The 25,215-nt window shown below is 42.0% G+C and carries 21 protein-coding genes and 1 riboswitch; of the genes, 12 read left to right on the top strand and 9 right to left on the bottom strand.

The window, feature by feature from the left end; all coding sequences use genetic code 11:
• Positions 1-105 precede the first annotated feature (105 nt).
• The 3 genes from AAC000_RS04460 to ilvD are packed head-to-tail and all read right to left on the bottom strand — an operon-like array spanning position 106 to position 4,428.
• On the bottom strand, positions 106-1,026 hold the full coding sequence (locus AAC000_RS04460) for a glutaminase (RefSeq protein WP_339720461.1): 921 nt from the start codon (positions 1,024-1,026) through the stop codon (positions 106-108).
• A complete protein-coding gene (gene ilvA, locus AAC000_RS04455; RefSeq protein ID WP_339720459.1) occupies positions 1,027-2,580 on the bottom strand; it encodes a threonine ammonia-lyase, biosynthetic in 1,554 nt (517 codons plus the stop codon).
• The gene (ilvD, locus tag AAC000_RS04450) at positions 2,581-4,428 is read right to left on the bottom strand and encodes a dihydroxy-acid dehydratase (protein ID WP_339720458.1); all 1,848 of its coding nucleotides are present in this window, start codon (positions 4,426-4,428) and stop codon (positions 2,581-2,583) included.
• A gap of 454 nt (positions 4,429-4,882) precedes the next feature.
• Between ilvD and AAC000_RS04445 the strand changes: the two genes are divergently transcribed.
• The 8 genes from AAC000_RS04445 (at position 4,883) to thiH (ending at position 13,886) form a co-directional block, all read left to right on the top strand.
• A complete protein-coding gene (locus tag AAC000_RS04445; protein WP_339720456.1) occupies positions 4,883-5,512 on the top strand; it encodes a trimeric intracellular cation channel family protein in 630 nt (209 codons plus the stop codon).
• A 63-nt stretch (positions 5,513-5,575) separates the two neighbouring features.
• Positions 5,576-7,090 carry a YifB family Mg chelatase-like AAA ATPase gene (locus AAC000_RS04440; RefSeq protein WP_339720455.1) on the top strand — a complete coding sequence of 505 codons (1,515 nt, stop codon included), beginning with the start codon at positions 5,576-5,578 and terminating at the stop codon, positions 7,088-7,090.
• 99 nt (positions 7,091-7,189) lie between these two features.
• Positions 7,190-7,291, top strand: a riboswitch (TPP riboswitch).
• A 139-nt stretch (positions 7,292-7,430) separates the two neighbouring features.
• Entirely contained in the window at positions 7,431-9,416 is a 1,986-nt protein-coding gene (gene thiC, locus AAC000_RS04435; RefSeq protein WP_339720453.1) for a phosphomethylpyrimidine synthase ThiC, read from the top strand.
• 29 nt (positions 9,417-9,445) lie between these two features.
• Positions 9,446-11,011 carry a thiamine phosphate synthase gene (gene thiE / locus AAC000_RS04430; RefSeq protein ID WP_339720452.1) on the top strand — a complete coding sequence of 522 codons (1,566 nt, stop codon included), beginning with the start codon at positions 9,446-9,448 and terminating at the stop codon, positions 11,009-11,011.
• On the top strand, positions 11,008-11,781 hold the full coding sequence (locus AAC000_RS04425; RefSeq protein ID WP_339720450.1) for a HesA/MoeB/ThiF family protein: 774 nt from the start codon (positions 11,008-11,010) through the stop codon (positions 11,779-11,781). The genes thiE and AAC000_RS04425 overlap by 4 nt, the downstream gene beginning before the upstream one ends.
• Positions 11,771-11,971: a sulfur carrier protein ThiS gene (gene thiS / locus AAC000_RS04420; protein ID WP_339720449.1), complete on the top strand. Its 201-nt coding sequence runs from the start codon at positions 11,771-11,773 to the stop codon at positions 11,969-11,971. The genes AAC000_RS04425 and thiS overlap by 11 nt, the downstream gene beginning before the upstream one ends.
• 4 nt (positions 11,972-11,975) lie before the next feature.
• The gene (locus AAC000_RS04415; RefSeq protein WP_339720447.1) at positions 11,976-12,752 is read left to right on the top strand and encodes a thiazole synthase; all 777 of its coding nucleotides are present in this window, start codon (positions 11,976-11,978) and stop codon (positions 12,750-12,752) included.
• 3 nt (positions 12,753-12,755) lie between these two features.
• Positions 12,756-13,886 (top strand): 2-iminoacetate synthase ThiH, encoded by a 1,131-nt coding sequence (gene thiH / locus AAC000_RS04410; RefSeq protein WP_339720446.1) that lies wholly within the window; start codon positions 12,756-12,758, stop codon positions 13,884-13,886.
• A 109-nt stretch (positions 13,887-13,995) separates the two neighbouring features.
• Here the strand turns inward: thiH and AAC000_RS04405 are convergent, their stop codons facing one another.
• From AAC000_RS04405 to AAC000_RS04390, 4 genes are all read right to left on the bottom strand, one after another.
• The gene (locus AAC000_RS04405) at positions 13,996-15,315 is read right to left on the bottom strand and encodes a hypothetical protein (RefSeq protein WP_339720444.1); all 1,320 of its coding nucleotides are present in this window, start codon (positions 15,313-15,315) and stop codon (positions 13,996-13,998) included.
• 477 nt (positions 15,316-15,792) lie between these two features.
• Positions 15,793-17,148, bottom strand: a complete 1,356-nt coding sequence (gene rlmD / locus AAC000_RS04400; protein WP_339720442.1) for a 23S rRNA (uracil(1939)-C(5))-methyltransferase RlmD — start codon at positions 17,146-17,148, stop codon at positions 15,793-15,795.
• A gap of 148 nt (positions 17,149-17,296) precedes the next feature.
• Positions 17,297-17,713, bottom strand: a complete 417-nt coding sequence (locus AAC000_RS04395; RefSeq protein ID WP_339720901.1) for a GFA family protein — start codon at positions 17,711-17,713, stop codon at positions 17,297-17,299.
• Between the two features lie 131 nt (positions 17,714-17,844).
• A complete protein-coding gene (locus AAC000_RS04390) occupies positions 17,845-18,243 on the bottom strand; it encodes a VOC family protein (protein ID WP_339720441.1) in 399 nt (132 codons plus the stop codon).
• Between the two features lie 121 nt (positions 18,244-18,364).
• Between AAC000_RS04390 and AAC000_RS04385 the strand changes: the two genes are divergently transcribed.
• The 3 genes from AAC000_RS04385 to AAC000_RS04375 all read left to right on the top strand — a co-directional run bounded on the left by AAC000_RS04385 (position 18,365) and on the right by AAC000_RS04375 (position 20,886).
• The gene (locus AAC000_RS04385; protein WP_339720439.1) at positions 18,365-19,048 is read left to right on the top strand and encodes a YafY family protein; all 684 of its coding nucleotides are present in this window, start codon (positions 18,365-18,367) and stop codon (positions 19,046-19,048) included.
• A 181-nt stretch (positions 19,049-19,229) separates the two neighbouring features.
• The gene (locus AAC000_RS04380) at positions 19,230-20,252 is read left to right on the top strand and encodes an NAD-dependent epimerase/dehydratase family protein (protein WP_339720437.1); all 1,023 of its coding nucleotides are present in this window, start codon (positions 19,230-19,232) and stop codon (positions 20,250-20,252) included.
• Complete coding sequence (locus AAC000_RS04375) at positions 20,221-20,886, top strand: TetR/AcrR family transcriptional regulator (RefSeq protein WP_339720436.1); 666 nt, start codon at positions 20,221-20,223, stop codon at positions 20,884-20,886. The genes AAC000_RS04380 and AAC000_RS04375 overlap by 32 nt, the downstream gene beginning before the upstream one ends.
• 155 nt (positions 20,887-21,041) lie before the next feature.
• Here the strand turns inward: AAC000_RS04375 and ilvY are convergent, their stop codons facing one another.
• Positions 21,042-21,896, bottom strand: coding sequence for an HTH-type transcriptional activator IlvY (gene ilvY / locus AAC000_RS04370; RefSeq protein ID WP_339720434.1), 855 nt, complete (start codon positions 21,894-21,896; stop codon positions 21,042-21,044).
• Between the two features lie 149 nt (positions 21,897-22,045).
• Here ilvY and ilvC point away from each other — a divergent pair, with 149 nt between their 5' ends.
• Positions 22,046-23,530, top strand: coding sequence for a ketol-acid reductoisomerase (gene ilvC / locus AAC000_RS04365; protein ID WP_339720433.1), 1,485 nt, complete (start codon positions 22,046-22,048; stop codon positions 23,528-23,530).
• A 404-nt stretch (positions 23,531-23,934) separates the two neighbouring features.
• Here ilvC and AAC000_RS04360 read toward each other — a convergent pair whose 3' ends face one another.
• On the bottom strand, positions 23,935-25,167 hold the full coding sequence (locus AAC000_RS04360; protein WP_339720431.1) for a multidrug effflux MFS transporter: 1,233 nt from the start codon (positions 25,165-25,167) through the stop codon (positions 23,935-23,937).
• Positions 25,168-25,215 lie beyond the last annotated feature (48 nt).

Below are 25,215 nucleotides of genomic sequence, written 5' to 3'. Positions count from 1 at the left end.
GGATCCATAATAAGGCTAAAACAAAAGCCAAAAGACTACTAAAAAAGACTTTGAAAAGATAGAAACGACTTGGAGACGGCTGAAGAGTTTAGTAGTAATCCACCTTTATTGCCCAAACACCGACCAACCGGTTTTTCGGGTAAGTAACTCCAACGCTTCTGTGCCAAGTTTACTGTTGCCAATAGTATCCAGCCCCGGTGACCATACTGCGATAGAAGCTTTGCCTGGCGCGATAGCGAGTATGCCTCCACCCACACCACTTTTACCGGGTAGCCCCACTCGATAGGCAAACTCCCCAGAACCATCATAATGACCACACATCAACATCAACGCATTAATACGTTTTGCTCTATTAGGTGACACCACTCTATAACCTGTAATGGGATTAAGACCATCATTAGCTAAAAATAATCCTGCAGTAGCAAGCTGGGCTGTGGTCATGGCAATAGAACAGTGATGAAAATAAGTACCTAATACCGCATCAACAGGATTTTGAAAATGTCCAAAAGAAGCCATAAAATGCGCCAAAGAAGCATTCCTATCACCGGTCATTTCTTCTGAACGCGCCACCTTTTCATCAATGGCGATACTTTCATCATCAGCTAAATAGCGCATAAATTGCAGGATTTCTGCTAAGGTTTCTTTGGGTTGATGACCTTGAATAATGGCGTCTGCAATGGCGATTGCCCCTGCATTGACAAAAGGGTTACGTGGTTTTCCCTGTTCATGCTCAAGTTGCACAATAGAATTAAAAGGGTCACCTGAAGGCTCTCTGCCCACTCTATTCCACACCCTTTCACCAAGTTTTCCTAAGGCTAAGGTCAAAGTAAATACTTTAGAAATACTCTGAATTGAGAATAAAGTTTGCGCACCTCCGGCGCTATAAACTGCTCCATCGGGTAAAGCCACACTGATTGAAAACTGATCAGGGTTAACACAAGCCAATTGGGGAATATAACTAGCGACTATGCCTTTATCGGTTTTAGAGGCTATCTTTGCTGCAATTTCATCAACTATTTTTTGCATTTATAACTCAAAAACACCATTTAAGTCAGACAAGAAAAACTTATATGCAGGGTTATCCGTTTGCTCTTCATACAAATAACCTAATTTGGCTAAATGTTTATCAAATTCACCTCTATCAGCATCGACTATATCAAAACCAGCCAACACTAGACCATCTGCAGCGCCATGATTACGATAATGAAACAATGTAATATTCCACCTTTCTCCCAAGGTATCCAAAAACTTCATTAAGGCCCCAGGATACTCAGGAAATTCAAAGGAAAATAACTTTTCGTTTAGTAGACTAGGAGGCCTGCCGCCTACCATGTAGCGCACATGTAACTTAGCCATTTCATTTTCAGATAAATCAAAACTTTTATATCCATTAACGCTTAGCGAGTCAGTTAACTGGGCTAATTCTTCACGGCCTTTTTTCAACTTAATACCGACAAAAATATGGGCTTCACGATCAGTAGAATAACGGTAGTTAAATTCAGTAATGGCGCGCCCGCCTAGCAGCGCACAAAAATCCCTAAATGCGCCAGTGCGCTCTGGTATTTTAACGGCAATCACCGCTTCTTTTTGTTCACCTAACTCGCAACGTTCAGAGACATAACGTAAGGTATGAAAATTAATATTTGCGCCACATAAAATTCCACCGATTTTTTTGCCCTGCATGGGATTGCTTTTAAGGTATTTGCGTATACCTGCAACCGACAAAGCCCCAGCAGGTTCAGCAATCACACGAGTATCATCAAATATATCTTTGATGGCTGCACAAATTTCGTCTGTGTTGACGGTAATGACTTCATCAACGTATTTTTGGCATAAACGAAAAGGTTCTTCACCAATAATTTTAACGGCCACACCGTCAGCAAAAATACCTACATGATCAAGGGGAACAGGTTTACCTGCTAACATTGCTGCCTGTAAACAGGCTGATTCATCAGACTCGACTGCGATAATTTTAAGATCAGGCTTGAGCTGCTTCAGAAACACCGAGATACCAGCAATGAGACCACCACCACCCACAGCAATAAACAACGTATCCAAATCAGGATTCTGCTCAAGTAATTCACGGGCTATGGTACCTTGCCCTACAATCACATCCTCGTCATCAAAAGGCGAAACCATAGTGTAACCATGCTCTTTCGACAGACGTAAAGCTTCTTCTTTTGCCTGATCGAAACTGGTGCCATGCAACACTATATCGACAAATTCACCGCCAAAATCTCGTACTGCTTCTACTTTTATATCTGGCGCAGTAGCGGGCATCACTATTGTGGCTTTTATGGCTTTTTTCCTCGCTGAATAAGCCACACCTTGGGCATGGTTACCAGCCGACGAAGCCACTACACCTTTGGCGAGTTGTTCATCTGATAATTGGCTTAACTTGTTATAAGCACCGCGCAACTTAAAAGACTTAACCGGTTGCTGGTCTTCTCTTTTCAGCCAAATTTCGTTACCTAAAGAAGCAGATAGTTTTTCTAGCTTTTGAAGATCCGAATTCACCGCCACATCATAAACAGGGGATAACAATATACTCTTTAAGTATTCATTGGCTGAACGGCTCATTTAATCTTCCAATTTTGATGCATCTCGCACCGCACCTTTATCGGCACTGGTGGCTAATAAAGCATAAGCTTTAAGGGCAAGTGACACTTTACGAACACGAGAAACAGGTTTCCATGGCCTTTCACTTGCGTCCATCTTCTCGCGACGCGTTTGTAATGCTTGATCGCTGATATCTATGCCAATTTTACGTGCTGGGATATCGATAAGGATAGTATCACCTTCTTCGACTAAACCAATTCCACCACCACTGGCTGCTTCAGGTGCACAATGTCCAATAGACAAACCTGAGGTACCACCAGAAAAACGTCCATCAGTAATAAGTGCACACTCTTTACCTAAACCCTTGGCTTTAAGATAAGTAGTAGGGTAAAGCATTTCTTGCATACCTGGACCACCTTTAGGACCTTCATAACGAATGATCACCACATCACCGGCAATCACCTGGTCGTCCAGAATTGCTTTTACTGCCTCATCTTGGCTTTCATAGATACGTGCGCGACCAGTAAACTTATGAATAGACTCATCAACGCCCGCGGTTTTTACAATACAACCATTTTCGGCAATGTTACCGAATAACACAGCTAAGCCACCTTCTTCACTAAAGGCATTGGCGCGGTTACGGATACAACCATTTTCGCGATCTGTATCGGCTGTAGGATAACGACAGTTTTGACTGAAGGCTTTAGTAGTACGAATGCCAGCAGGTCCTGCTTTGTAAAATTCCAATGCGTATTCATTTGCAGGATTAGTGATATCCCACTCAGCTATCACTTCACCTATAGTTTTACCTAATACGTGTGGAGAATCGGTATGTAACAATCCGGCACGGTTTATCTCAGCTAAAATACCCAATACACCACCAGCCCGGTGCACATCTTCCATATGATATTGGGGAGTAGAAGGGGCGACTTTACATAAATGTGGTACTTTACGAGATAACCTATCGATGTCATCCAAAGTGAAAGGTATTTCTCCTTCAACGGCAGCGGCTAATAAATGCAATATGGTATTGGTTGAACCGCCCATAGCGATGTCTAAGGTCATAGCGTTTTCAAATGCTTTAAAGTTAGCGATATTTCGCGGCAACACCGACTCGTCATTTTCCTGATAATAACGACGACATAACTCAACAATTTGTGAACCCGCTTGTTTAAACAAACCTTCACGATCGGCATGTGTGGCCAGCATTGAACCATTACCTGGTAAAGATAACCCTAAAGCTTCAGTTAAACAGTTCATTGAGTTAGCAGTAAACATACCTGAACAAGAACCACAAGTTGGGCAAGCAGAACGTTCAACTTGTTCACTCTCTTTGTCGCTCACCTTGTCATCAACACCCGCCACCATAGCGTCCACCAAATCCAATTTAATGATTTGATCAGACAACTTAGTTTTACCGGCTTCCATTGGACCACCAGAAACAAAAATAACCGGTACATTCAAACGCAAAGCGGCCATTAACATGCCGGGAGTGATTTTATCACAGTTGGAAATACACACTATAGCGTCAGCGCAATGAGCATTAACCATATATTCAACTGCATCTGCAATAATTTCCCGTGATGGCAAGCTATACAACATGCCGCTATGGCCCATAGCAATACCGTCATCCACTGCTATGGTATTAAATTCTTTGGCTACGCCACCAGCCGCTTCTATGCTGCGCGCTACTAGTTGTCCCATATCTTTTAGGTGCACATGCCCAGGCACAAATTGAGTAAATGAATTAGATACGGCAATAATTGGCTTACCAAAGTCCCCATCTTTCATGCCTGTGGCTCGCCATAGGGCGCGAGCGCCCGCCATATTGCGTCCTTGGGTACTGGTGGCTGATCGTAACTTTGACATGGTATGTACTCTTTAATTAAATTTATTAAAAATGGCTACTTGGTTAACATTAACCAAACATTGATAAAGCTGTTGTGGGCAATCTATTTCTTAAACTTAGAAGGTAATAACAAAAAACCCCTCGAACTTTCGTGCGGGGGGTTTTAGAATTAACCTCTACCGGCACTATCCCCGCAATAAAATAATCACTAGCCCGTGGACTAGATATGTTGTCACCGCATTGCGCAAAAAAGAATAGAGCATCACATCACAAATTTTATTTATCATTACTGGTTATAGAAATAGCATGAAGGAGATATTTTGATCAAGCATTGCTATATGCCTTTTTAGCGGGTTATATACCCAGACCACCTGAAAAAGGTGGATAAAAAATAACGGGGTTATAAAAGGCCTTAGATAACAATAGTCCTTTTTTAAGACGACTGAATAAAAAATAACAAACCTTAGGGGGCATATGGAAACTTGGTTACATTGGGTTGATTTGGCAGGTGTGGCTGTTTTTGCAATCGCAGGCACCCTAATGGCATATAAAAAACACATGGACGGTTTTGGCGTTGTAGTGCTCGCGTCTGTTACTGCCATTGGCGGTGGTACGTTACGCGACATGATTTTAGATTTACCGGTATTTTGGGTACAAGATCCAAGTTTTTTTTATGTGATCATCCTCGCAGCTTTCTCCACTATTATTTGGTTGCGTAGCAAAGACACCTTTCCTCTTCGCTACCTATTTTTTGCCGATGCCATTGGATTAGCCTTTTTTAATGTCATGGGTTTGCAAAAAGCGTTAACTTACGGAGCCTCTCCTTTAATTGCCATTGCATTAGGTACAATGACTGGAGTTTTTGGAGGGTTAATTCGAGATGTCATTTGTCGAGAAATTCCTATGGTGTTAAAAGGTGAACTCTATGCCACCGCCTGTATTTTAGGTGGAGCAAGTTATATCTTAGGCTTACAACTAGGTTTAAGTACTGTGAGCTGTATGATTATCGGCTTCTGCATTACCTTGTTCTGCCGTTTAGGTGCAATGAAATGGAACTGGCATCTTCCTGTTTTTAATCCTCATGATTCAGTGAAGGATGAATAACTCGCAATTTTAAGATGATTAGCTAGCCTTAAGACTCACCCTGTATGCAAATGGAGTTGCTTCATGTCTTTAGCTGTCGTTTATTCAAGAGCAAGTGTAGGCATTGATGCGCCGCTTATTACCGTTGAAGTACACCTATCCAACGGCCTTCCTTGTTTTAACTTAGTCGGTTTGCCAGAAGCATCGGTTCGGGAAGCCAAAGACAGGGTCCGCAGCGCCTTGATTAATTCGGGCTTTGAGTTCCCAGCTAAACGTATCACTGTAAACCTAGCCCCAGCAGATTTGCCTAAAGAAGGCGGTCGTTTCGATTTAGCCATTGCTATAGGGATTATTGCTGCCACCTTACAGCTGCCAGAAAACCAATTACACAATATTGAACTGGCAGGTGAATTAGCCTTATCTGGAGAAATTCGTGCCATTACAGGAGCTTTACCTTTTACTTATGCCTGCACCCAAGCTAATCGCACCGCCATATTGCCCTTTAAAAACGCCCCAGAAGCCTCTCTGATTAAACAGGCCCAAATTGTCCCAGCGACACAATTATTAGAAGTGTATAGCCACATAAGTGGGCAACAAAGTTTAGACCTATATCACACCCAAACAGTCACTAAACTGGCTGAGTATGAAAATGATTTACAAGATGTTGTTGGTCAAATTGCAGGTAAACGAGCCTTAGAAATTGCCGCTGCCGGTGGCCATAACTTACTTTTTACCGGGCCACCAGGCACTGGTAAAACCATGTTAGCCAGTCGCCTCATCACCATTTTACCCCCTATGACAGATGAAGAAGCACTAGCCACTGCAGCAGTACATTCTATTGTGGGTAAAGCTGTGGATCCCGCCACATGGAAACACCGCGCTTTTCGTCACCCTCATCACACCAGTTCAGCCGTAGCCTTAGTGGGCGGCGGCAGTATTCCAAGACCTGGCGAGATAAGCTTGGCCCATAATGGCGTACTTTTTCTTGATGAACTCCCCGAATTCGACAGAAAAGTATTGGACGTATTACGAGAGCCATTGGAGTCAGGCACAGTGAGTATTTCAAGAGCCGCTCGGCAAGCGCAATTCCCAGCTCGGTTCCAACTAGTCGCCGCCATGAACCCTAGCCCAACAGGCAGTTTAAACGATGGCAGGTGTTCGTCTGAACAAATATTACGTTACTTAAACCGTATTTCAGGACCTTTTTTAGATCGCATAGATCTGCAAGTAGATGTACCTAAATTAGCCAACAATGAATTTTCAGAACAAGTCAAAAGCCGCGGTGAAACCAGTAAAGTGGTACGTGCCAGAGTGATCAAAGCCCACCAACTACAATTAACTCGTTGCGGTAAAACCAACGCTCAATTAGGCAGTAAAGAAGTCCAAAAATATTGTGAATTAAGCCAACAAGATCAACAGTTTTTACAACAAGCAGTAGAAAGATTAGGCCTGTCATTACGCACCTATCACAGAGTATTAAAAGTCGCCCGCACTATTGCCGATCTAGCCAGCACCCCACAAATTCAAAAACAACATCTAGCTGAAGCGCTGCATTATCGGGCGTTTGATAGGATGTTGGCACAGTTAACTAATAACTAATGTTTGAGGCACAGGTTAATAAAAGGGGGATTTCCACCTTAACGCCGGGAACTCATTTACCCTAGCTCTTGTACTTTTACTCAGAAAGTTTACACTTCTGGCTACTTGTCGGAGTGCCCTCGAGGCTGAGACCGTAATTATACGGGATCCGTTGAACCTGATCAGGCTAACACCTGCGTAGGAAACAAAAGTAACTGATTGTTTACCATTTAACCTTATTGGTTAAATAGCAAACTCATATTAACGCCCTAAGTGAATTGCTCATTTATCGGTGTGAATTGAATTAAGTTGCGCAACACTTCTGACAAGCAAATATCCTCTTAACTAACGAGATTTTGCTATGTCTAACAACCCAAGTCGACGTGAACGTCGCGAACAAGCCCAAGCATTTATTGCTAATTTACAACACCAGTCTTACCCCAATTCAACACGTATTTATCTTAATAATTCAGAAGGTGATGTGCGTGTAGGCATGCGGGAAATAGCCTTAAGTGATTCCATCATAGGCGGCAGCAAGGACAAGCCTGACTTCGCCAAAAATGAACCTATCCCAGTTTATGATACTTCTGGTCCTTATACCGATCCAAACATCAGTATTGATGTGAATAAAGGTTTACCCAAATTACGTAGTGCCTGGATAGAGCAACGTCAGGATTGCGAAACTTTATCGGGATCCAATGCTAATTACACCCAGCAACGTTTATCGGACGAGACCTTAGATGAGTTGCGTTTTGAGCACCGACCTTTACCTAAGATAGCCAAACAAGGGCGATGTGTTAGCCAAATGCATTATGCTCGTCGCGGTATAGTCACCAAAGAAATGGAATACATCGCCATACGTGAAAACATGGGCCGTCAACGCATCACTGACGAGATATTACTGCAACAACACCCCGGAGAATCATTCGGAGCCAACCTACCAGAACAAATTACCCCTGAATTTGTACGCCAAGAAGTCGCCCAAGGCCGTGCAATTATTCCCGCGAATATTAATCATCCTGAAAGTGAACCTATGATCATAGGGCGAAATTTTTTAGTTAAAATTAACGCTAACATTGGTAACTCTGCGGTAACTTCGTCTATCGAAGAAGAAGTGGAAAAACTGCTCTGGTCAACGCGCTGGGGCGCAGACACCATAATGGATTTATCGACGGGTCGTAATATTCACGAAACCCGTGAATGGATCATTCGCAATTCCCCTGTACCTATTGGCACTGTACCTATTTACCAAGCGCTGGAAAAAGTCAACGGCATTGCAGAAGACCTCAACTGGCAAGTGTTTTACGACACCTTAGTCGAGCAAGCCGAACAAGGTGTGGATTATTTCACTATCCATGCGGGTGTCTTATTGCGCTATGTACCCATGACCGCCAAACGTGTTACTGGCATTGTGTCACGTGGTGGCTCTATTATGGCTAAGTGGTGTTTATCTCATCATCAAGAAAGTTTCTTATATCTTCGTTTTAGAGAAATCTGCCAGTTGTGCGCCCGTTACGATATCAGTCTTAGCTTGGGTGATGGCCTGCGCCCTGGCTCCATTGCAGATGCCAATGATGAGGCGCAATTTGCCGAATTACATACATTAGGTGAGCTGACTAAAATCGCTTGGGAATATGATGTTCAAGTGATGATTGAAGGTCCAGGACATGTGCCTATGCATATGATTAAAAAGAACATGACTGAAGAATTGCAGCACTGCCACGAAGCGCCATTTTATACCTTAGGGCCGCTTACCACTGATATTGCTCCGGGTTATGATCATTTCACCTCAGGCATTGGGGCAGCTATGATTGGTTGGTTTGGTTGTGCCATGTTGTGTTATGTCACCCCCAAAGAACACTTAGGCCTGCCTGAAAAAGAAGATGTCAAACAAGGGTTAATCACCTACAAAATTGCAGCCCATGCTGCCGATTTAGCCAAAGGTCATCCTGGCGCGCAGATCAGAGATAACGCCTTATCAAAGGCCCGCTTTGAATTTCGCTGGGAAGACCAGTTTAACCTATCTCTTGACCCAGAAACCGCCCGGGACTATCACGATCAAACCATTCCGCAAGAATCTGGCAAGGTTGCGCATTTTTGTTCTATGTGTGGCCCTAAATTCTGCTCCATGAAAATAACAGAAGAAGTCAGAGCTTATGCAGCCAACCTAGAAAATGAACAACAAATTGCGATAAAAATGGTGGATATGCAAGGTCATACCCAAGCGGTACACACCAGTCAATCCGCTATCGAACAGGGCATGCAAAACATGTCGCAGGTATTTAAAGATAAAGGTAGCGAATTGTATCACCGTGCTGACCAAGTGCTCGAAAAGGAAAAGATTTAGTGGACTCGCCCAATAATCAAGCGATATGCATGGCACACCCAAGTGAAGCTCAAACTCAGCATACGCCGCCTGTCATCTGGTCGGTGGCGGGCAGTGACAGCAGTGGTGGCGCCGGCATACAGGCAGATATTAAAACGGCACATGACTTTGCTGTGCATGGGGCGACTATTATCACTGCCATTACGGCACAAAATAGTTTAGGGGTAAGTCACCTTGATGTAGTGTCTGAACAGAGTTTTACTCAGCAACTTGCCAGCCTTACAGAAGACATCCCACCTAAAGTGATAAAGGTGGGTTTGTTAGCATCAGTTGCTCAAGTTAACACCTTAGCCACTTTGATTTTAAAATTTTGGGATACTGGCTCTGGTTTACAACCACGCCCTTTTGTTGTCTTAGATCCTGTTCAAGTCGCTTCAACCGGTGATGTAATGGCGGGCAAAGAGGTAACTGAAGCAATAAAAAACACACTTCTGCCTTTAGTCGACTTGCTGACTCCAAATCTAGTGGAGTTAGCTGTTTTATCTGGCATTGCCTGTGAGGATTTATCTGGGCAGAAATTAGCGGTCGATTTTTTAATTAACAAAGGCTGTAAAGGGATATTGGTCAAAGGTGGCCACGGCAATAGCCAGTATGCTATCGATAAGTATTACGGCCCAGAGCGCTCATTTAGTATGGGCTCTTTGCGTCAAAACAGCCTACATACTCATGGCACGGGCTGTACACTAGCATCAGCTATCAGTGCCGCAATAGCCAAGGGATATCTATTAGACGACGCCCTTGTTATCGCTAAAGCCTATATCAATCAAGGTATTAGATTATCTTATCCATTAGGGCAAGGTACAGGGCCAGTGGCCCATGGTGGATGGCCAGAACAGGCGGCAGACTTCCCTTATATCACCACTACCGAAGACTTAACGCCTAAAGAGCATGAAGAACAGCTAGGCTTTTTACCTTGTAACAAACAGTGGCTAGGTTTATATCCCGTGGTCCCGAATGTGAAATGGTTAACGCTATTATTACAAGCGGGAGTCAAAACAATTCAATTGCGCGTTAAGGACCCTGCAGCAAAAGATTTAGAATCTCAAGTCTATGAAGCAGTCGCCTTGGGACGCGCTTATCAAGCCCAAGTTTTTATTAATGATTACTGGCAGTTGGCAATTAAATACCAAGCCTATGGCGTACATTTAGGTCAAGAAGATCTGCTTTTGGCTGACTTACCTAGCATAAAAGCAGCGGGGTTACGTTTAGGTATTTCTACTCACGGATACCATGAATTACTCATAGCTAAACAACTCAAACCGACCTATATCGCCCTTGGGCACATATTCCCAACCCAAACAAAACAGATGCCATCTAATCCACAAGGTTTAAATAACTTAAAACGCCATGTGAATTTATGTGAGGGTGCAGCCACTGTTGCTATTGGTGGTATTTCAGAACAAAGAGTCAAGGCTGTTCAGCAAACCTCAGTGGACGGCATTGCCATGGTGTCAGCGATTTTACAAGCGCCTAATTGGCAGGCAGTAACCAAGAAATTATTGAAACAATTACTGCCTACTGCAACTAATAACGTTATTGAAGTGGCCCAGCCATGAACAGCAGACTTTCACAACAAGAGCAGTTGCGTTACGCACCACAAATGTTACTACCAGAACTAGGCGAATCAGGTCAGTTACGCCTTAAACAAGCCCAAGTGTTAATTGTAGGCATGGGCGGCTTAGGTTGTCCGGCAGCTATGTATTTGGCAGCTGCCGGTATAGGCCGTTTAGTGATGGCTGACTTTGATACAATAGAACGCAGTAATTTGCATCGACAGATTTTATATCAGAACCAACAAATTGGCAGTAACAAAGCACAACAGGCCGCGATAAACCTAAAGGCCATGGCCCCTGATGTTCGATATCAAGCGGTGACAGAAAAAATCACTGAAGAGAACATAATGAGTCTAATAAAAGATGTGGATTTAGTGCTCGATTGCACCGATAACCTAACAACTCGTTTATTAATCAATCAGGCTTGTGTGCGCTTACAACGGCCACTCATCAGCGGCGCTGCTAGTGGTTTTCAAGGTCAGTTATTAATGCTACCCATGACTTTTAACTCCCCTTGTTATCAATGTATCTACCATTCTACCCCAGAGGATCAAAGCAGTTGTCTACAAGACGGCGTGGTGGGCCCCTTGGTAGGGGTCATTGGCAGTATGCAGGCCTTACAAGGGATTAAATATCTCATTCAAATAAGCCAAGAAGCGAAGTTACATCTATTCGATGCTATCCACATGCAATGGCAAAGTTTGGCAATAGAAATTGACCCAAACTGTGCAATTTGTGCAACCAAAGATTTAAGGAACAACCATGTTTATTAAAGTAAATAATAACACGATACAGATCCCGCCATCATGCACTTTGCAAATATTGATAAACCAACATTATGGGCCTGAAACTGATATAGCAGCAGCCATTAATGACAGTGTCATACCCCACTCTAGATGGGCGTCAACGGCTCTGAATCAAGATGACCATGTCACGCTATTTCAAGCCATAGCAGGGGGTTAAATCTATGCCATTAAAGATTGCAGATAAAACATTTTATTCACGGTTATTTACCGGTACAGGTAAATATTCAAGTGCCGAAGTCATGGCTAATACTATCAAAGCAAGCGGCAGTGAATTGGTGACTGTGGCGTTAAGACGTGCTGATTTACAACAAAAAAATGACAATATACTAAGCCACCTAACACCACTTGGGGTGCAATTACTGCCTAATACATCTGGTGCTCGCACAGCTAAAGAAGCCATATTTGCTGCCCAATTAGGCCGCGAAGCATTAGGCACTCACTGGATAAAATTGGAAATTCACCCCGACCCCAAGTACTTAATGCCTGATCCTATTGAAACTCTGTTAGCTGCCGAACAACTCTGCGCTTTAGGTTTTGTGGTACTACCTTATTGCAGTGCTGACCCGGTTTTATGTAAACGTTTAGCCGAAGTGGGTTGCGCTGCAGTTATGCCTTTGGGCGCTGCAATAGGTTCTAATCAGGGCCTTAGCACTCGTGCGATGTTAGAGATTATTATTGAACAAGCACAAGTGCCAGTCATCATAGATGCCGGCATTGGTGCGCCTTCTGATGCCACCTTAGCCATGGAAATAGGAGCCGATGCGGTATTAGTAAATACCGCCATGGCCGTATCCCCCGACCCAGTTGTTATGGGCAATGCTTTTAAATTGGCGGTGCAAGCAGGACATAACGCCTACCAAGCTGGCTTGGGTGTGCAATGCTCTGGTGCCAATGCCACCAGCTCACTAACAGGTTTTCTCAACGAGATGAGTTTCTAAGACATGCAATATCTACAAAGCAGTTTTTATCAGCAATGGCTGGCGCTTGACGACAGCCAATTACAAGCACATCTCACTCAAGCCAAAGCATCAGACGTGACCCGAGTACTCGCTCAAGCCAATATTGAAGTCGCAGATATGCCTATTTTGTTATCTAAAGCAGCCCAACCTTTTTTAGAACAATTGGCGCAACGTTCACAAGCGTTAACTCGCCAGCGGTTTGGTCATACACTGGGATTTTTTATTCCTTTGTATTTATCAAATTTGTGCGCAAACGACTGCTCTTATTGCGGTTTTTCTATGAGTAATAAACTCAAGCGCACAACTTTAACGCCGCAACAAGTCGAAGCTGAATGCCAAGCTATAAAGGCACTAGGCTTTGACAATATTCTATTAGTCACAGGCGAACACGAAACCAAAGTTGGTATGGCTTATTTCACCCAAGTACTGCCTATCATCAAGCGTTACTTTAGTTATGTCATGTTAGAAGTACAGCCACTATCGACCGAGCAATATAGTGCGGTACGACAGTTAGGTGTCGATGCTGTTTTAGTGTATCAGGAATGCTACCAGCAAGATGTTTATGGGAAGCATCACCTAAAAGGCAACAAAACGGATTTTCGGTGGCGCTTAGAAACCCCGGACAGATTAGGCCAAGCCGAAATGGACAAAGTGGGATTAGGCTGCTTATTAGGCTTAACTGACTGGCGCCTGGACTGCTTAAAACTCGCAATACATTTAGATTACATGCAAAAACGTTATTGGCGAACTCGCTACTCTGTGGCGTTTCCGCGCCTTCGCCCTTGTATGGGTGGCATAGAACCGCAACATCTGCCAAGCAACGCTCAGTTAGTTCAGCTAATTTGCGCCTTTAGATTACTTAGTCCCCAATTAGACATAGTGATGTCCACCAGAGAATCAGCCACCTTGCGAGATAATATTCTTAAGCTAGGCATAACCCAGATAAGCGCAGGATCTAAGACTCAACCAGGGGGCTACGCTGACCAAACTGAAATTCTGAGCCAATTTGATATTGACGACGAACGCAGCCCCGAAAAAATGGCAAAGGTTGTGACTGCAGCAGGCTTAGAAGTTGTCTGGAAAGACTGGGATCCTAGCTATTCTGCTGGGTAAAAACGGTGTTTTTTAAGGCATCAACATCCCCTTTTTGGGGGGAAATCTTGTATGCGATTAAACATCTATTTACATGACACATATAGTGACTCTGAGTACTAGAAAAGCCTTATTGCAAAACTATGTTTAAGTGATAACTCGATAAACCTTTTTCAAAATCATCAATACTGGGATCCTGATAGTGCATGATGTAATCGTCATAATCATCACTATCGTCGCTTTTCAGCAGAATGACCTCAGTTTGAGATATATAACTATCGTTATCGATGATGCCTTCATAGCCATATAACACTGCTGAAATAGGCAGAATACCTGTATTAGGTCCAAACATAGTCCATTTTGCCTTGGTTGCAGTAAATTCATAAGAAAACGAAATAATAGCCATAGGGTAATTTTTTATTTCGCTATAGTCATAATTACCCTCATCCGATAATTCGCTAAAATTAACGCTATCAATATTAACCTTTTCTTCAGGCGCAGAGTTCGCTAATGCAGTACTATAATCGCTTGAGATAACTTGACGTTGACTGGTTATGCTCGACTTACCAAACACAGATGATGTTTCGCTTATAGGGTATGTCGCTATGGTTTTGTATAAAGATTCATTTACATACAGATGGCTATTAAAGACCAAAGTAGAGCTCGCATTTTCAGCAATCCCTGCCGTAAAGTGCTCATCGTCTACAAACAGTTGTGACTGGGTTAATGTTTGATGTGTTTCATCTAGATTAATCTCTTCCCCCACTTCAACCGCAGATAGTGACCATTCATCAGAGGCTTCCGAAAAGTCATTCATAAAATCAGCGGCGCCAATTAGCTTATTGCCATCATTAGTACCTTGAACCATAAAAGAAGTAATAGGCCAGTCTTGGTCAACCTCGCGGCAAAGAGTTACATTACCAAATCGAGTAGATTGGGTACTGACCGACTCCCAATAGTCAAATTCCTGAGAACTATCGACTGCAGTCACGTCCGTTATGGTTCTATGTCGTACCAAAAGATCATGACTTAAACACTCGCATCTAGCATTGTCTTGTAAGCTGTCATAGGTAGCTCGATATACTGTGGGGGTTGCGGAGTTAGCTTGATAATAACTAACGATATCTAAGCTTTCTTCACCATCACCTTCTTGGCTTTTACCTACTAGAGTAAAATTGATGTATTTGTCTGTAGTAGTAAATGTAATGACCCCTTCTTCATCCGCGCTATAACTTTCCAACCATTGCCAGTTTTCGTCTTGCAGTAGCAACTCAATTTGAGTGAAAGGCGTTTCCACTGAACACTGGTTAGCAAGTGAGGCTCGTAAAGAAAATGTGTAAGTGATTCCAGATGAAATGCTGCCATCGCCATCACTATCGCTAGCACCACAAGCTTGTAAAATAGAAACTAAACATAAAGTCGAAAGAGCGCGAATTATTTGAATATACATGGGGCCGCTTTTTTAAATAGTCTTTAAATAAGAATGTGTGCCTGGCGAATAGTTAATTGCCGACAATACAATAGGTTATTTTAGGAACATCACTTTTGATGCACTGCAAAATTGCCTTAGGGTAAACTATAAACTCAAACTATGTGGCAAACAGCGCCTGTAAAAAAGCATTTGCACAAAGTTTCCTTTTTTGAGCCATATTTCCCCTTATTACAGATAACTAGTCATAAATGATTAAATGCTAGGGGTGTCCGAATCTAGGAAACCTGAATTTTGGAGCGCAACAACCAGTATGCGAGGCGACTAAACCTCTCTAACATACTGTTAAAAAGTGTATTTTTAAGAGGAATAGCCGTTCTTAACTGAGGATTTTAAAAGCGTAAACAGCTTTAATTTTTACTGAGAAATTTCAAACTAAGTGATGGGAAACACAGTAGTGGCCATGCCATGAGTTAGATTTGTATGAATAGCGATAAGCTACAAAGCCATCAACATCATAGTCTCCAAATGCGCAGTTTGTGGAAACATATCCATCATAGCCGCGCGTTTTACTTTGTAGCCTTTTGCGACTAAATACTCAGCATCTCTGGCCAAAGTGGCTGCGTCACAGGAAACATATAAAATCTGTTTAGGTCTGAGTTTAACTAAGGTCAGTAAAAACTCAAAAGCCCCGGCTCTTGGAGGGTCGAGTAGAACTTTTGTGACCCCTAAAGAAGTGATAGTTTTTGGGGCGGGTTGGGTTAAATCAGCAGCGATAAACGACAGGTTATCCAACTGATTCTTTTTAGCATTGACTTGACCCGCAGCCACCATACTAGGTTGCACTTCTACCCCAACCACTTGTTTAGCCCGCTTCGCTAAGGGAAGCGAAAAATTGCCTACACCACAAAATAGATCTAACACCACATCGTCTTGATTTGGGGTAAGCCAGTCCATAGCTTGTGCCACCATTTTTTCATTCATAGTAGCATTCACTTGAATAAAATCTTGTGGATAATAGGTCAGATTAAAACCATCTAGTTGATAGTGACGCATGTCTTGTGGAGGCACTTTGGCTCGGTGCTCACCAGGCGTTTGCCAGTATAAATCAACTTGTTGTTGTTCGGCCCATAATTGCCATTTCTGGTGTTCCTCGCTGCTAATAGTAGCCGTTAAGCGCAGCAATACAGATAATCCTTTAGTGTCTTCTAATAATTCTATATGACCAATTTTTGCGGCAACAGAGTCTTGCTTTAACTCAGCCTTTAAGTGCCTAAAAATACCTTGTAGTTGCGGTGTTAATACTAAACAGTTATCAATTGAAACAATGTTTTGTGATGATTTTGCACGAAAACCTAGGCGTAATTGTTGATCTTTAACTCGCACCGCAAGACGGGCTCGTCGGCGATACCCAAAAGGCGAGTCGGTTAATTCTGTCAACCTCTGGTCTGGACATACTTTACGTAATTGCCCTTGCAACCAGTGCATTTTTTCTGCCCGCTGCTGCTCTATTGTTAGATGCTGAAAACTACAACCACCACAGTGTTCATAATGGGGGCACTCGGGCACGACCCGATGCGCGCTCTTTTGCTGGATATCAAGCAGTTTAGCCTCGTCATAACGACGGTTTGATTTAATCACCTGCGCAGTAACAGTTTCACTGGGTAACGCCCCAGCTATAAAAGTCACTTTACCTTGGGAGCGTGCGACACCTTTTGCTTCGTGCGTCAGGCCATCAACCGTAAAATGCTGCACAGGCCCTAGGGCTTGGGAAGGATTTTTACGGCCTCGTTTGTTGTTAGCCGCGCTTTTACTTGGCGACTGGGAGAAAATTGAAGGGGCGCGTTTTTTCAATACAATGACTTTTAAATACTAGGCAATGAAAACTATTATACCAGCACATTTGCTTTTGCCCTTTGAATCAAACAAAAAAGTGTCAAATTCGTTAGATGATTACTCCTAATACTCGACTTCAACACAGGCTTATCGCAGCACGTTACCCTTAAACCTTTTTTGCAAAATAAGTCATTATTTCAGCTTTGCTCAGTTCTTTGGTTTTATTCGAAAAACAATAATAATCAGGGCGTTGATCGCTAAAATATTGCATCTCCATTTCCAACTCTGTTAAGTTTTTAAATAGGCCAACAGGCATATTGTAATCACCGCTTTGTTTGAATCTAAAGAATAAATGGGTGCCACATTCAGTACAAAATCCTCGAGAAGCCCAAGATGATGAATCATACATTTTAATGTTATCGCTTCCTTCAATTTCTACTTGAGTGCCACATTGCACTGCGAAAAAGGGCGCGCCACCCCATCCTCGGCATGCATCACAATGACAGACAGTAAATTTGGGGTTGATTTCATTTGCGGTAATTTTTACTGCGCCACAAAGGCAGTTTGCTTTAGCACTTAACATTGCATACTTTCCCGAATGAATAGACATAAAAATAGCGGAAACCTTTTTGTTTCCGCTTAACCTGTGAAGAAAAGGCGAACAATATTTCCTAAGGCAAGCCAAATTCAGTTTGCCTCCGCTGATTCAGGCGACTACTGCTCCGTTTCTTGCACCATACAAAATCCATTAAGCTTGTTACCGTCTAAATCTCTAAAGTATCCGCCATAAAAACCCGAAGTTGCTCCTTCAGGCCGAAAACCCGGCTTACCTTCACAAGTACCTCCTAGCGCTAATGCTTTATTATAAAAAGCTTGCACTTGCTCAGGCGTTTCTAAGGCAATCGCCACCATATTACCATTGCCAACTGTGGCGGGCTCTTTGTTAAACGGCAGGGTAACTCCAAGTGATGGTTCATTCTCGGCAGTAGCCCATGCTATAAAGTAATTCGGTTCCTCCATAAATCGCTTAGCACCTAAAGTACCAAGTAATGCGTCATAAAATGCCCCTGACTTCGCCAAATCTACTGTGCCTAAAGTTACGTAACCAATCATAAATATCCCCAGTGAGTTGTTTAGTACCTCCACATAGTAGCGGTTTCCTACTGACAGTTACTGTCAGTAGTGTTTCAATAGACTAGATATTAATCATCAACAAGATTTGAGGCCTTGAAAAATGCGAAGAGCTGAGCGACTGAACGACATAGTTCATCATTTGCGAAGAATGCACCAAGCTGTTACCGCAAATGCTTTAGCTGAATCCTTTGAAGTTTCGACACGCACTATATACCGAGATATTCAGAATTTAATTGATTCGGGCGTGCCTATTAATGGTGAGGCGGGGGTAGGGTATGTCATTGATAAAAACTATCACTTACCACCGATAATGTTTGATGCCGATGAATTAGAAGCCATAGCCCTAGGTATTGGTATGGTAGGAAACTGGACAGATGAACAATTCGCAGCCAAAGCACAAAGTGCTTTTAAAAAAATCCAAGCCACCTTGCCAGCGCCCTTAATTCAAGAACTGCATCAAATCAGTACGTTTTCGGCCCCTAGTCATTACAAAATTCCTTGGGAGGTGAGCTTTACCCAAGTAAGAGAGTGTATTCGCCGTAAAAACAAGGTTCAATTCAATTATCTAGACTTACAAAACCAAACCACTCAGCGGATCATTTGGCCATTAGCCCTTGTATCATTTAGCCCAGTTTGGTTATTGACTGGATGGTGTGAGTTACGGCAATCATTTCGCAATTTTCGCCTTGACCGACTATCCGAATTCATAACTTTAAATATCCATTATCCAAATGAAAGAGATAAAAATTTAGCGGCTTATCTAGCGCAAATTAAGCATGAATAATCATATTAATATTTTCAGGCCTTATCTTGTCAGTTTAAAAATTAGGCCACATCAAAATCTATTCGCTCCATTAAATCATGTCTTATTAAACATCTACAATATCAAGAAACTTTGATGCCCTTTACAAATGACCAACGGTCAAATATAGTGACCACCAGTCACTTGTTTGGATGTAAATTGCGTGACACAAAAAAAACGCGTAGTGGTTACCGGTGCAAATGGCCATCTAGGTAGCAATATTGTTAAGCAACTAATTGAACTCGGCTACTATGTTAGAGCGACTGTTAGAGATCTGAATGATCAGCAAAAAACCAGAGTTCTCAAAGCTTTGGGTGCCGAGATTGTTGAGGCTAACCTACTTAATAAAAGCAGCTTAATATCTGCATTTAATGGCATGGATGGCATTTTTCAAATTGCCGCGGGCTTTAAAATGCATGCTAAAAATCCTGAGCTAGAAATACGTAAACCTGCAATGGATGGTACAAATAACGTTATTGAGGCCGCTGCTGAATGTCAGATTAAAAAAGTCATTTATACCTCGTCTGTCGCCTCTGTTGGTTCATCTAAGAAGGGACAAATAAGAAATGAAAGTCACTGGAATGATGATTCCCATGAGTTTTATGCAAAATGTAAAAATGATGCAGAAAGGCTACTTTGGCAAAGAGCGAAAGAGCTTAATATCAATGTGGTTACTATTTTACCAGGCATGATCATAGGCCCTCATTTTAACAAACATACACCATCAACTTATTTATTCGACAAACTCTTGCACGAAAATATGCCGATGATATTACCTGTAGAATTTGCATTAGTTGATGTGAGAGATGTGGCAATTGCCCATATTAAAGCATTTGAAAATGATAAAGCTAAAGGTCGTTATATTGCTGCCGGAGTACCAATTGCAATGCAAGAAGTCATTGGGATCATTAGCAAACAAAGACCCTCACTGACTTTACCAAGCAAATATGCACCGTCATTTTTATATCCGCTTCTACCCTTTTTTGATAAAATGGAATCACTTTTTAGCGGCCGAATGCGCACTGTCACTAAAGGTGTAATAAAGGAATACCTCAATGGTAGTGTACAAAATTTTGATACCGGTAAAATCCAAAACAACCTAAACTGGTCGCCTCGACCGGTGGCACAATCTATTAGAGACACTCTTAACTGGATTGAAGAAAACAAGATACATTTGGAGCAATAAAATAAAACGCGCATATTCTCAACAAGCTAAAGAATTAAAGAAAAATGTCATTCTTGATGCAGCTCAGGACTTACTAAACAGCGGTGATTTTCCATTACCGTCTGTTAATCAAATAATCAAACAAGCCGGTATGGCCAAAGGCACTGTGTATCTTTATTTTTCGAGTCGAGAAGAGATCTACTTATCGTTACTGATGAATTATTTTACCGAGTTTGAACATGAAGTATTGCAAAAGTTGGACGGGATTAAAGAGCAAGAGGTCAGCCAAGTTTTGGTTGATGCATACCTTCAATTTGCCAAGCAATCACCTAAGGCCGTTTACCTTGCTTGTATTGCACCACTCATATTAGAAAATAATTTATCTGCACAATTTATTTGCCAGCTTAAAACACACATCCGTAACCTTACCTTGCAAATTTTACAAAAAATTTCGGATGTCAGTAATGAAGACAACATTGAAACCTTACGTATAAAATTTTTACTCAGTTACAATCTTTTTCTCGCTTCTTGGCAGCATTGTCATCCTGCCCAAAGTGTTCTAAATGTCCTTAGAAATGAAGGGTTGGAAAATATCTTATATGATTTTGAAAAAGAATTTTCACGGGGATTTCATGCAATATGGCAGGGTATTTAAAGAAAATTATTGATACAACCCGTAATACCCAATTAGAACATACTAGTGAATGTCTACTGAAGAGTGATCTCACCAATGATTGCAGCAAATAGAATAAGCTAGATCACAGTTATCAAGATCAGGGTATGCGCTTCATATGAATTATTTCGTAAACTTTAACAATTAAACAAAGCCTGAATAGCCGGCTCATCGGCCCTTTTTTGTAAACAACACAATCCCAATTGATAGGTTTCGATATCATCTAACGTAATGCGATTCACTTTTTGGCCTATGCTGGAATAGTCCAGCACTATCTGCGGCACTATTCCCAAACCACAACCTAAAGCTACCATACTCACTATGGCCTCATTCCCAGCAACTGTGGCATAAACTCTTGGTCTGATACCTTGTTCTGCAAACCAATGATGTACAATACGTTTAGAAGGGCCCGACTCGGGTAAGATGAACGAATGTTGACGCCAATCCACTTGCTCTAAACGATTTAATAAGGTGTCTTTAGGGGCAATAAGCAACAAGGGTATTTCACCGAGCGATAAGAATTTTAGTTCGGCAGGAAAGTCAGGAGTGTGAATAGCAATAGCTGCATCCACTTCTTGTTGCATCACTTTGCTTACCGATAAGGCAGGGTCACCGGTACTTAATTTAATTTCTACTTGAGGATATTTGTGACGAAAATTATCTAAAAGGCTAGGCAAATGACTTTGGCTTGCTGTCACAGAACAAAATAAACTCAGCTCACCTTGTAAATGCTGATGTTCTTGTTGTAATTCCCACTTCACTTTTTTCCATTCAGTTAAAATTTGTTGAGAGAAACTCAGCAATTTTGAACCGGCAGCGGTGAGCTTCACCTTACGATTATCCCGTGCAAACAAAGTAGTGCCGCACTCCTGTTCAAGTCTTTGAATTGCCCGACTCAAAGTAGAAGGACTAACAAACATTGATTCCGCGGTTTTACTAAAATGTAAACTACTCGCTAGATGTTGGAACAACTCTAAACTGCGAATATCCATTAACCTGACCTGCCTTAAGTTGACACCATTGCGTATTATGCAACATTATATTGCAAATATATCGTTTTAAACAACATCGTTTTAGATCTAATATCTAAACATCGCAAGTGACCCAATAACTTGCACTAAACAAGACTAGGAATTTATACATGGCAAATTATTTCAATACATTATCTTTACGTCAGCAACTTGACCAAATTGGTCGTTGTCGTTTTATGCAACGTTCAGAGTTTTCAACAGGTTGTGATTTTCTTAAAGGCAAAAAAATTGTCATAGTGGGTTGTGGCGCACAAGGTTTAAACCAAGGTTTGAACATGCGTGACTCTGGTCTAGATATCTCTTATGCCTTGCGCCAAGCTGCAATTGATGAAAAGCGTGATTCTTTCCAACGTGCAAATGGCAATGGCTTTACCGTTGGTACCTATCAAGAACTTATCCCTACTGCTGACATTGTTTATAACCTTACACCAGATAAGCAACACTCAAGCGTAGTAGAAGCGGTTATGCCTCTTATGAAACAAGGCGCCACTTTAGGTTATTCTCACGGCTTTAATATTGTTGAAGAAGGCCAACAAATTCGTTCTGACTTAACCGTTGTTATGTGTGCACCTAAGTGCCCAGGTACAGAAGTTCGTGAAGAATACAAACGTGGTTTCGGCGTACCTACTCTTATCGCAGTGCACCCTGAAAACGATCCACAAGACCAAGGTTGGGATATCGCTAAAGCATTAGCATCTGCAACTGGTGGAGACCGCGCAGGTGTACTTGAGTCTTCTTTTGTTGCCGAAGTAAAGTCTGACCTAATGGGTGAGCAAACTATCCTATGTGGCATGCAACAAGTGGCAGCTGTTTTAGGCTATGAAAAAATGGTCGCAAATGGCATCGACCCAGGTTATGCCGGTAAATTGATCCAAGACGGGCTAGAAACCATCACCGAAGCGTTAAAAATTGGTGGCGTCACCAATATGATGGACAGACTGTCTAATCCAGCCAAAATCAAAGCCTTTGAATTATCTGAGCAATTGACTGAATTACTTCGCCCTCTTTTTGGCAAACATCAAGATGACATCATCAGCGGAGAATTTTCGCGCACTATGATGGAAGATTGGGCCAATGGTGATGCTAACTTGCTTAAATGGCGTGAAGAAACAGGCGAAACAGGGTTTGAAAACTCCCCAGCATTTGATGGCAACATTGATGAGCAAGAATATTTCGACCACGGTATATTTTTAGTGGCGATGATCAAATCTGGTGTTGAACTCGCTTTTGATGTGATGGTAGAAGCCGGTATTTTACCAGAATCTGCTTACTACGAGTCTTTACATGAAACACCATTGATTTCTAACACTATCGCTCGTAAACGTTTATACGAAATGAACGTTGTTATCTCAGATACTGCAGAATACGGTAACTACTTATTCGCCAACGCAGCTATCCCTCTTTTGGCAGAGAAACTTATGCCTAGCATAGGCACTGACCTTATTGGTAAAGCTTATACCACTGCTACTAACAGTGTTGATAACAAGAAGCTTGTAGATATCAATAAAACCATCAGAGAGCACGGTGTTGAAACTGTTGGCGCTAAGCTACGTGGTTATATGACTGATATGAAAACAATTGTTGAGTCCGCATAAGCGACCACCAATTAACAATTTGAAACGATTTCTGTCGTAAGGTGCTTGATAAAAGCCCTCTTGCCCAGCCATTTTGGCTGGGCTTTTTTATATGTGTGGCTACGAGAAGCCTCACTTAAATAGACGTCAAAGCAATATGATTAATAACGAATTACGAAGAGATCAATAACACTTGTTGACCAAATGAATGATAGTTTTTTGAAGGTGAAATAATTTAGCCGATGCAAGATGTAAAAAAGCGCTATGTATACACCCAAACTGGGTACAACCTATACACAGCGCTTAAAATTGAATGTTCAAGGGTTGAATAAAATCAAACAATCTATTCACTACATGAGTAAGATAAACAAAACTTGCTGAATAAAAGATGAACAACTTATGAACTGAACAACAGATAAGTTGTTTTAAGGCTCAATTGCGTACCAATACAGTACAAACGACAACCCACCAAACCCCAAAAAACCTAAGGCTATGGGTGTAATTGAAGACTCAATAAAACTCCCTACAAATACCGCGGTAGGCACTGAAACAAGGCTACTTAATGAGCCAATAATAGCGGCGCCTAATCCCGCCATTTTACCCAAAGGCTGCATGGCCATAGCATTGATATTACCAAACATAATGCCGATGCAGAAAAACGCACAAAACAACACAGTCACAAATTGCCAAAAGGGCGGCACACCGTCGTTAACTAAACATAAAACACTCAATATCCCCGAAAACAATAACCAACCTAACATTGCCCATGTACACAAGGTGCGCATGCCTAAACGCATGACTAAGGTACCATTAATAAAAGAAGCAAAGCCTATTGAAAAAGCTAACAAAGCAAAATACAAAGGAAACAATTCGCCGGTATCGTAAATATGCTGAAATAACGTTTGAGATGAGCTGATATAGGCCAGAAATGCCCCAAAAATAATCCCAGAGGAAAGGGTATAAAACATCACCAGTTTATGAGTAAGAATAAACTTACTTGAAATCCACAATTGCGACCAACTAAAAGGCAGGCGTTTTTCTTTAGGCAATGTCTCAGGTTGACGAATAAAAAACCATAATCCAGTCAATAACCCAAAAATCAAAAAGGACGAAAAAATATACTGCCATGAGAACCAAAATAGTATGGCTTGGCCAAAACTAGGCGCCAACATAGGGACAAGTATAAAAACCATCATAATAAAAGACATGACTCGCGCCATGGCTTCACCTTCGTATTTATCTCTAATTACAGCTAATGTGGCAATCCGCGGCCCTGACACACCAAAGGCTTGGATAACACGGCCAATCAGCATCACTTCTAACGACTCTGCATAGATACAAACTAGGGAACCGATGGCAAACACAATCAAACCAGAAATTATCGCATAACGCCTGCCTTTGTCGTCAGATAAAGGCCCATAATAGAGTTGACCAAAGGCCATGCCGAAAAAAAACAAAGACACGATTAAATGGGTTTGCCTAGAGTCAGTAATTTCTAGGTCTGCGCCAATTTGAGATAATGCAGGCAATACCGCATCTATACTCAAGGCGACCAAAGACGTCATCAATGCCATAAGCGCAACAAACTCAAACAAGCCAATATCGGGCTTAGTTTTGTTTTTAGTGTTGAGAACTATGGGATTTTGATTGGATGACATGATTAAACCAGTGATTTTTACGGCCAAGGATTCTAGCACTACCTATCA

The sequence above is a fragment of the uncultured Paraglaciecola sp. genome (assembly GCF_963977085.1).
In the GTDB taxonomy this organism is placed as follows: Bacteria; Pseudomonadota; Gammaproteobacteria; order Enterobacterales; family Alteromonadaceae; genus Paraglaciecola.
This window is presented reverse-complemented; position numbering and strand designations above follow the sequence as displayed.

What these genes read in the sequence shown, in the direction of transcription:
- AAC000_RS04460 (WP_339720461.1), bottom strand. Translation starts at nt 1,026, where the DNA reads ATGCAAAAAATAGTTGATGAAATTGCAGCAAAGATAGCCTCTAAAACC.
- ilvA (WP_339720459.1), bottom strand. Translation starts at nt 2,580, where the DNA reads ATGAGCCGTTCAGCCAATGAATACTTAAAGAGTATATTGTTATCCCCT.
- ilvD (WP_339720458.1), bottom strand. Translation starts at nt 4,428, where the DNA reads ATGTCAAAGTTACGATCAGCCACCAGTACCCAAGGACGCAATATGGCG.
- AAC000_RS04445 (WP_339720456.1), top strand. Translation starts at nt 4,883, where the DNA reads ATGGAAACTTGGTTACATTGGGTTGATTTGGCAGGTGTGGCTGTTTTT.
- AAC000_RS04440 (WP_339720455.1), top strand. Translation starts at nt 5,576, where the DNA reads ATGTCTTTAGCTGTCGTTTATTCAAGAGCAAGTGTAGGCATTGATGCG.
- thiC (WP_339720453.1), top strand. Translation starts at nt 7,431, where the DNA reads ATGTCTAACAACCCAAGTCGACGTGAACGTCGCGAACAAGCCCAAGCA.
- thiE (WP_339720452.1), top strand. Translation starts at nt 9,446, where the DNA reads ATGGCACACCCAAGTGAAGCTCAAACTCAGCATACGCCGCCTGTCATC.
- AAC000_RS04425 (WP_339720450.1), top strand. Translation starts at nt 11,008, where the DNA reads ATGAACAGCAGACTTTCACAACAAGAGCAGTTGCGTTACGCACCACAA.
- thiS (WP_339720449.1), top strand. Translation starts at nt 11,771, where the DNA reads ATGTTTATTAAAGTAAATAATAACACGATACAGATCCCGCCATCATGC.
- AAC000_RS04415 (WP_339720447.1), top strand. Translation starts at nt 11,976, where the DNA reads ATGCCATTAAAGATTGCAGATAAAACATTTTATTCACGGTTATTTACC.
- thiH (WP_339720446.1), top strand. Translation starts at nt 12,756, where the DNA reads ATGCAATATCTACAAAGCAGTTTTTATCAGCAATGGCTGGCGCTTGAC.
- AAC000_RS04405 (WP_339720444.1), bottom strand. Translation starts at nt 15,315, where the DNA reads ATGTATATTCAAATAATTCGCGCTCTTTCGACTTTATGTTTAGTTTCT.
- AAC000_RS04395 (WP_339720901.1), bottom strand. Translation starts at nt 17,713, where the DNA reads ATGTTAAGTGCTAAAGCAAACTGCCTTTGTGGCGCAGTAAAAATTACC.
- AAC000_RS04390 (WP_339720441.1), bottom strand. Translation starts at nt 18,243, where the DNA reads ATGATTGGTTACGTAACTTTAGGCACAGTAGATTTGGCGAAGTCAGGG.
- AAC000_RS04385 (WP_339720439.1), top strand. Translation starts at nt 18,365, where the DNA reads ATGCGAAGAGCTGAGCGACTGAACGACATAGTTCATCATTTGCGAAGA.
- ilvY (WP_339720434.1), bottom strand. Translation starts at nt 21,896, where the DNA reads ATGGATATTCGCAGTTTAGAGTTGTTCCAACATCTAGCGAGTAGTTTA.
- ilvC (WP_339720433.1), top strand. Translation starts at nt 22,046, where the DNA reads ATGGCAAATTATTTCAATACATTATCTTTACGTCAGCAACTTGACCAA.
- AAC000_RS04360 (WP_339720431.1), bottom strand. Translation starts at nt 25,167, where the DNA reads ATGTCATCCAATCAAAATCCCATAGTTCTCAACACTAAAAACAAAACT.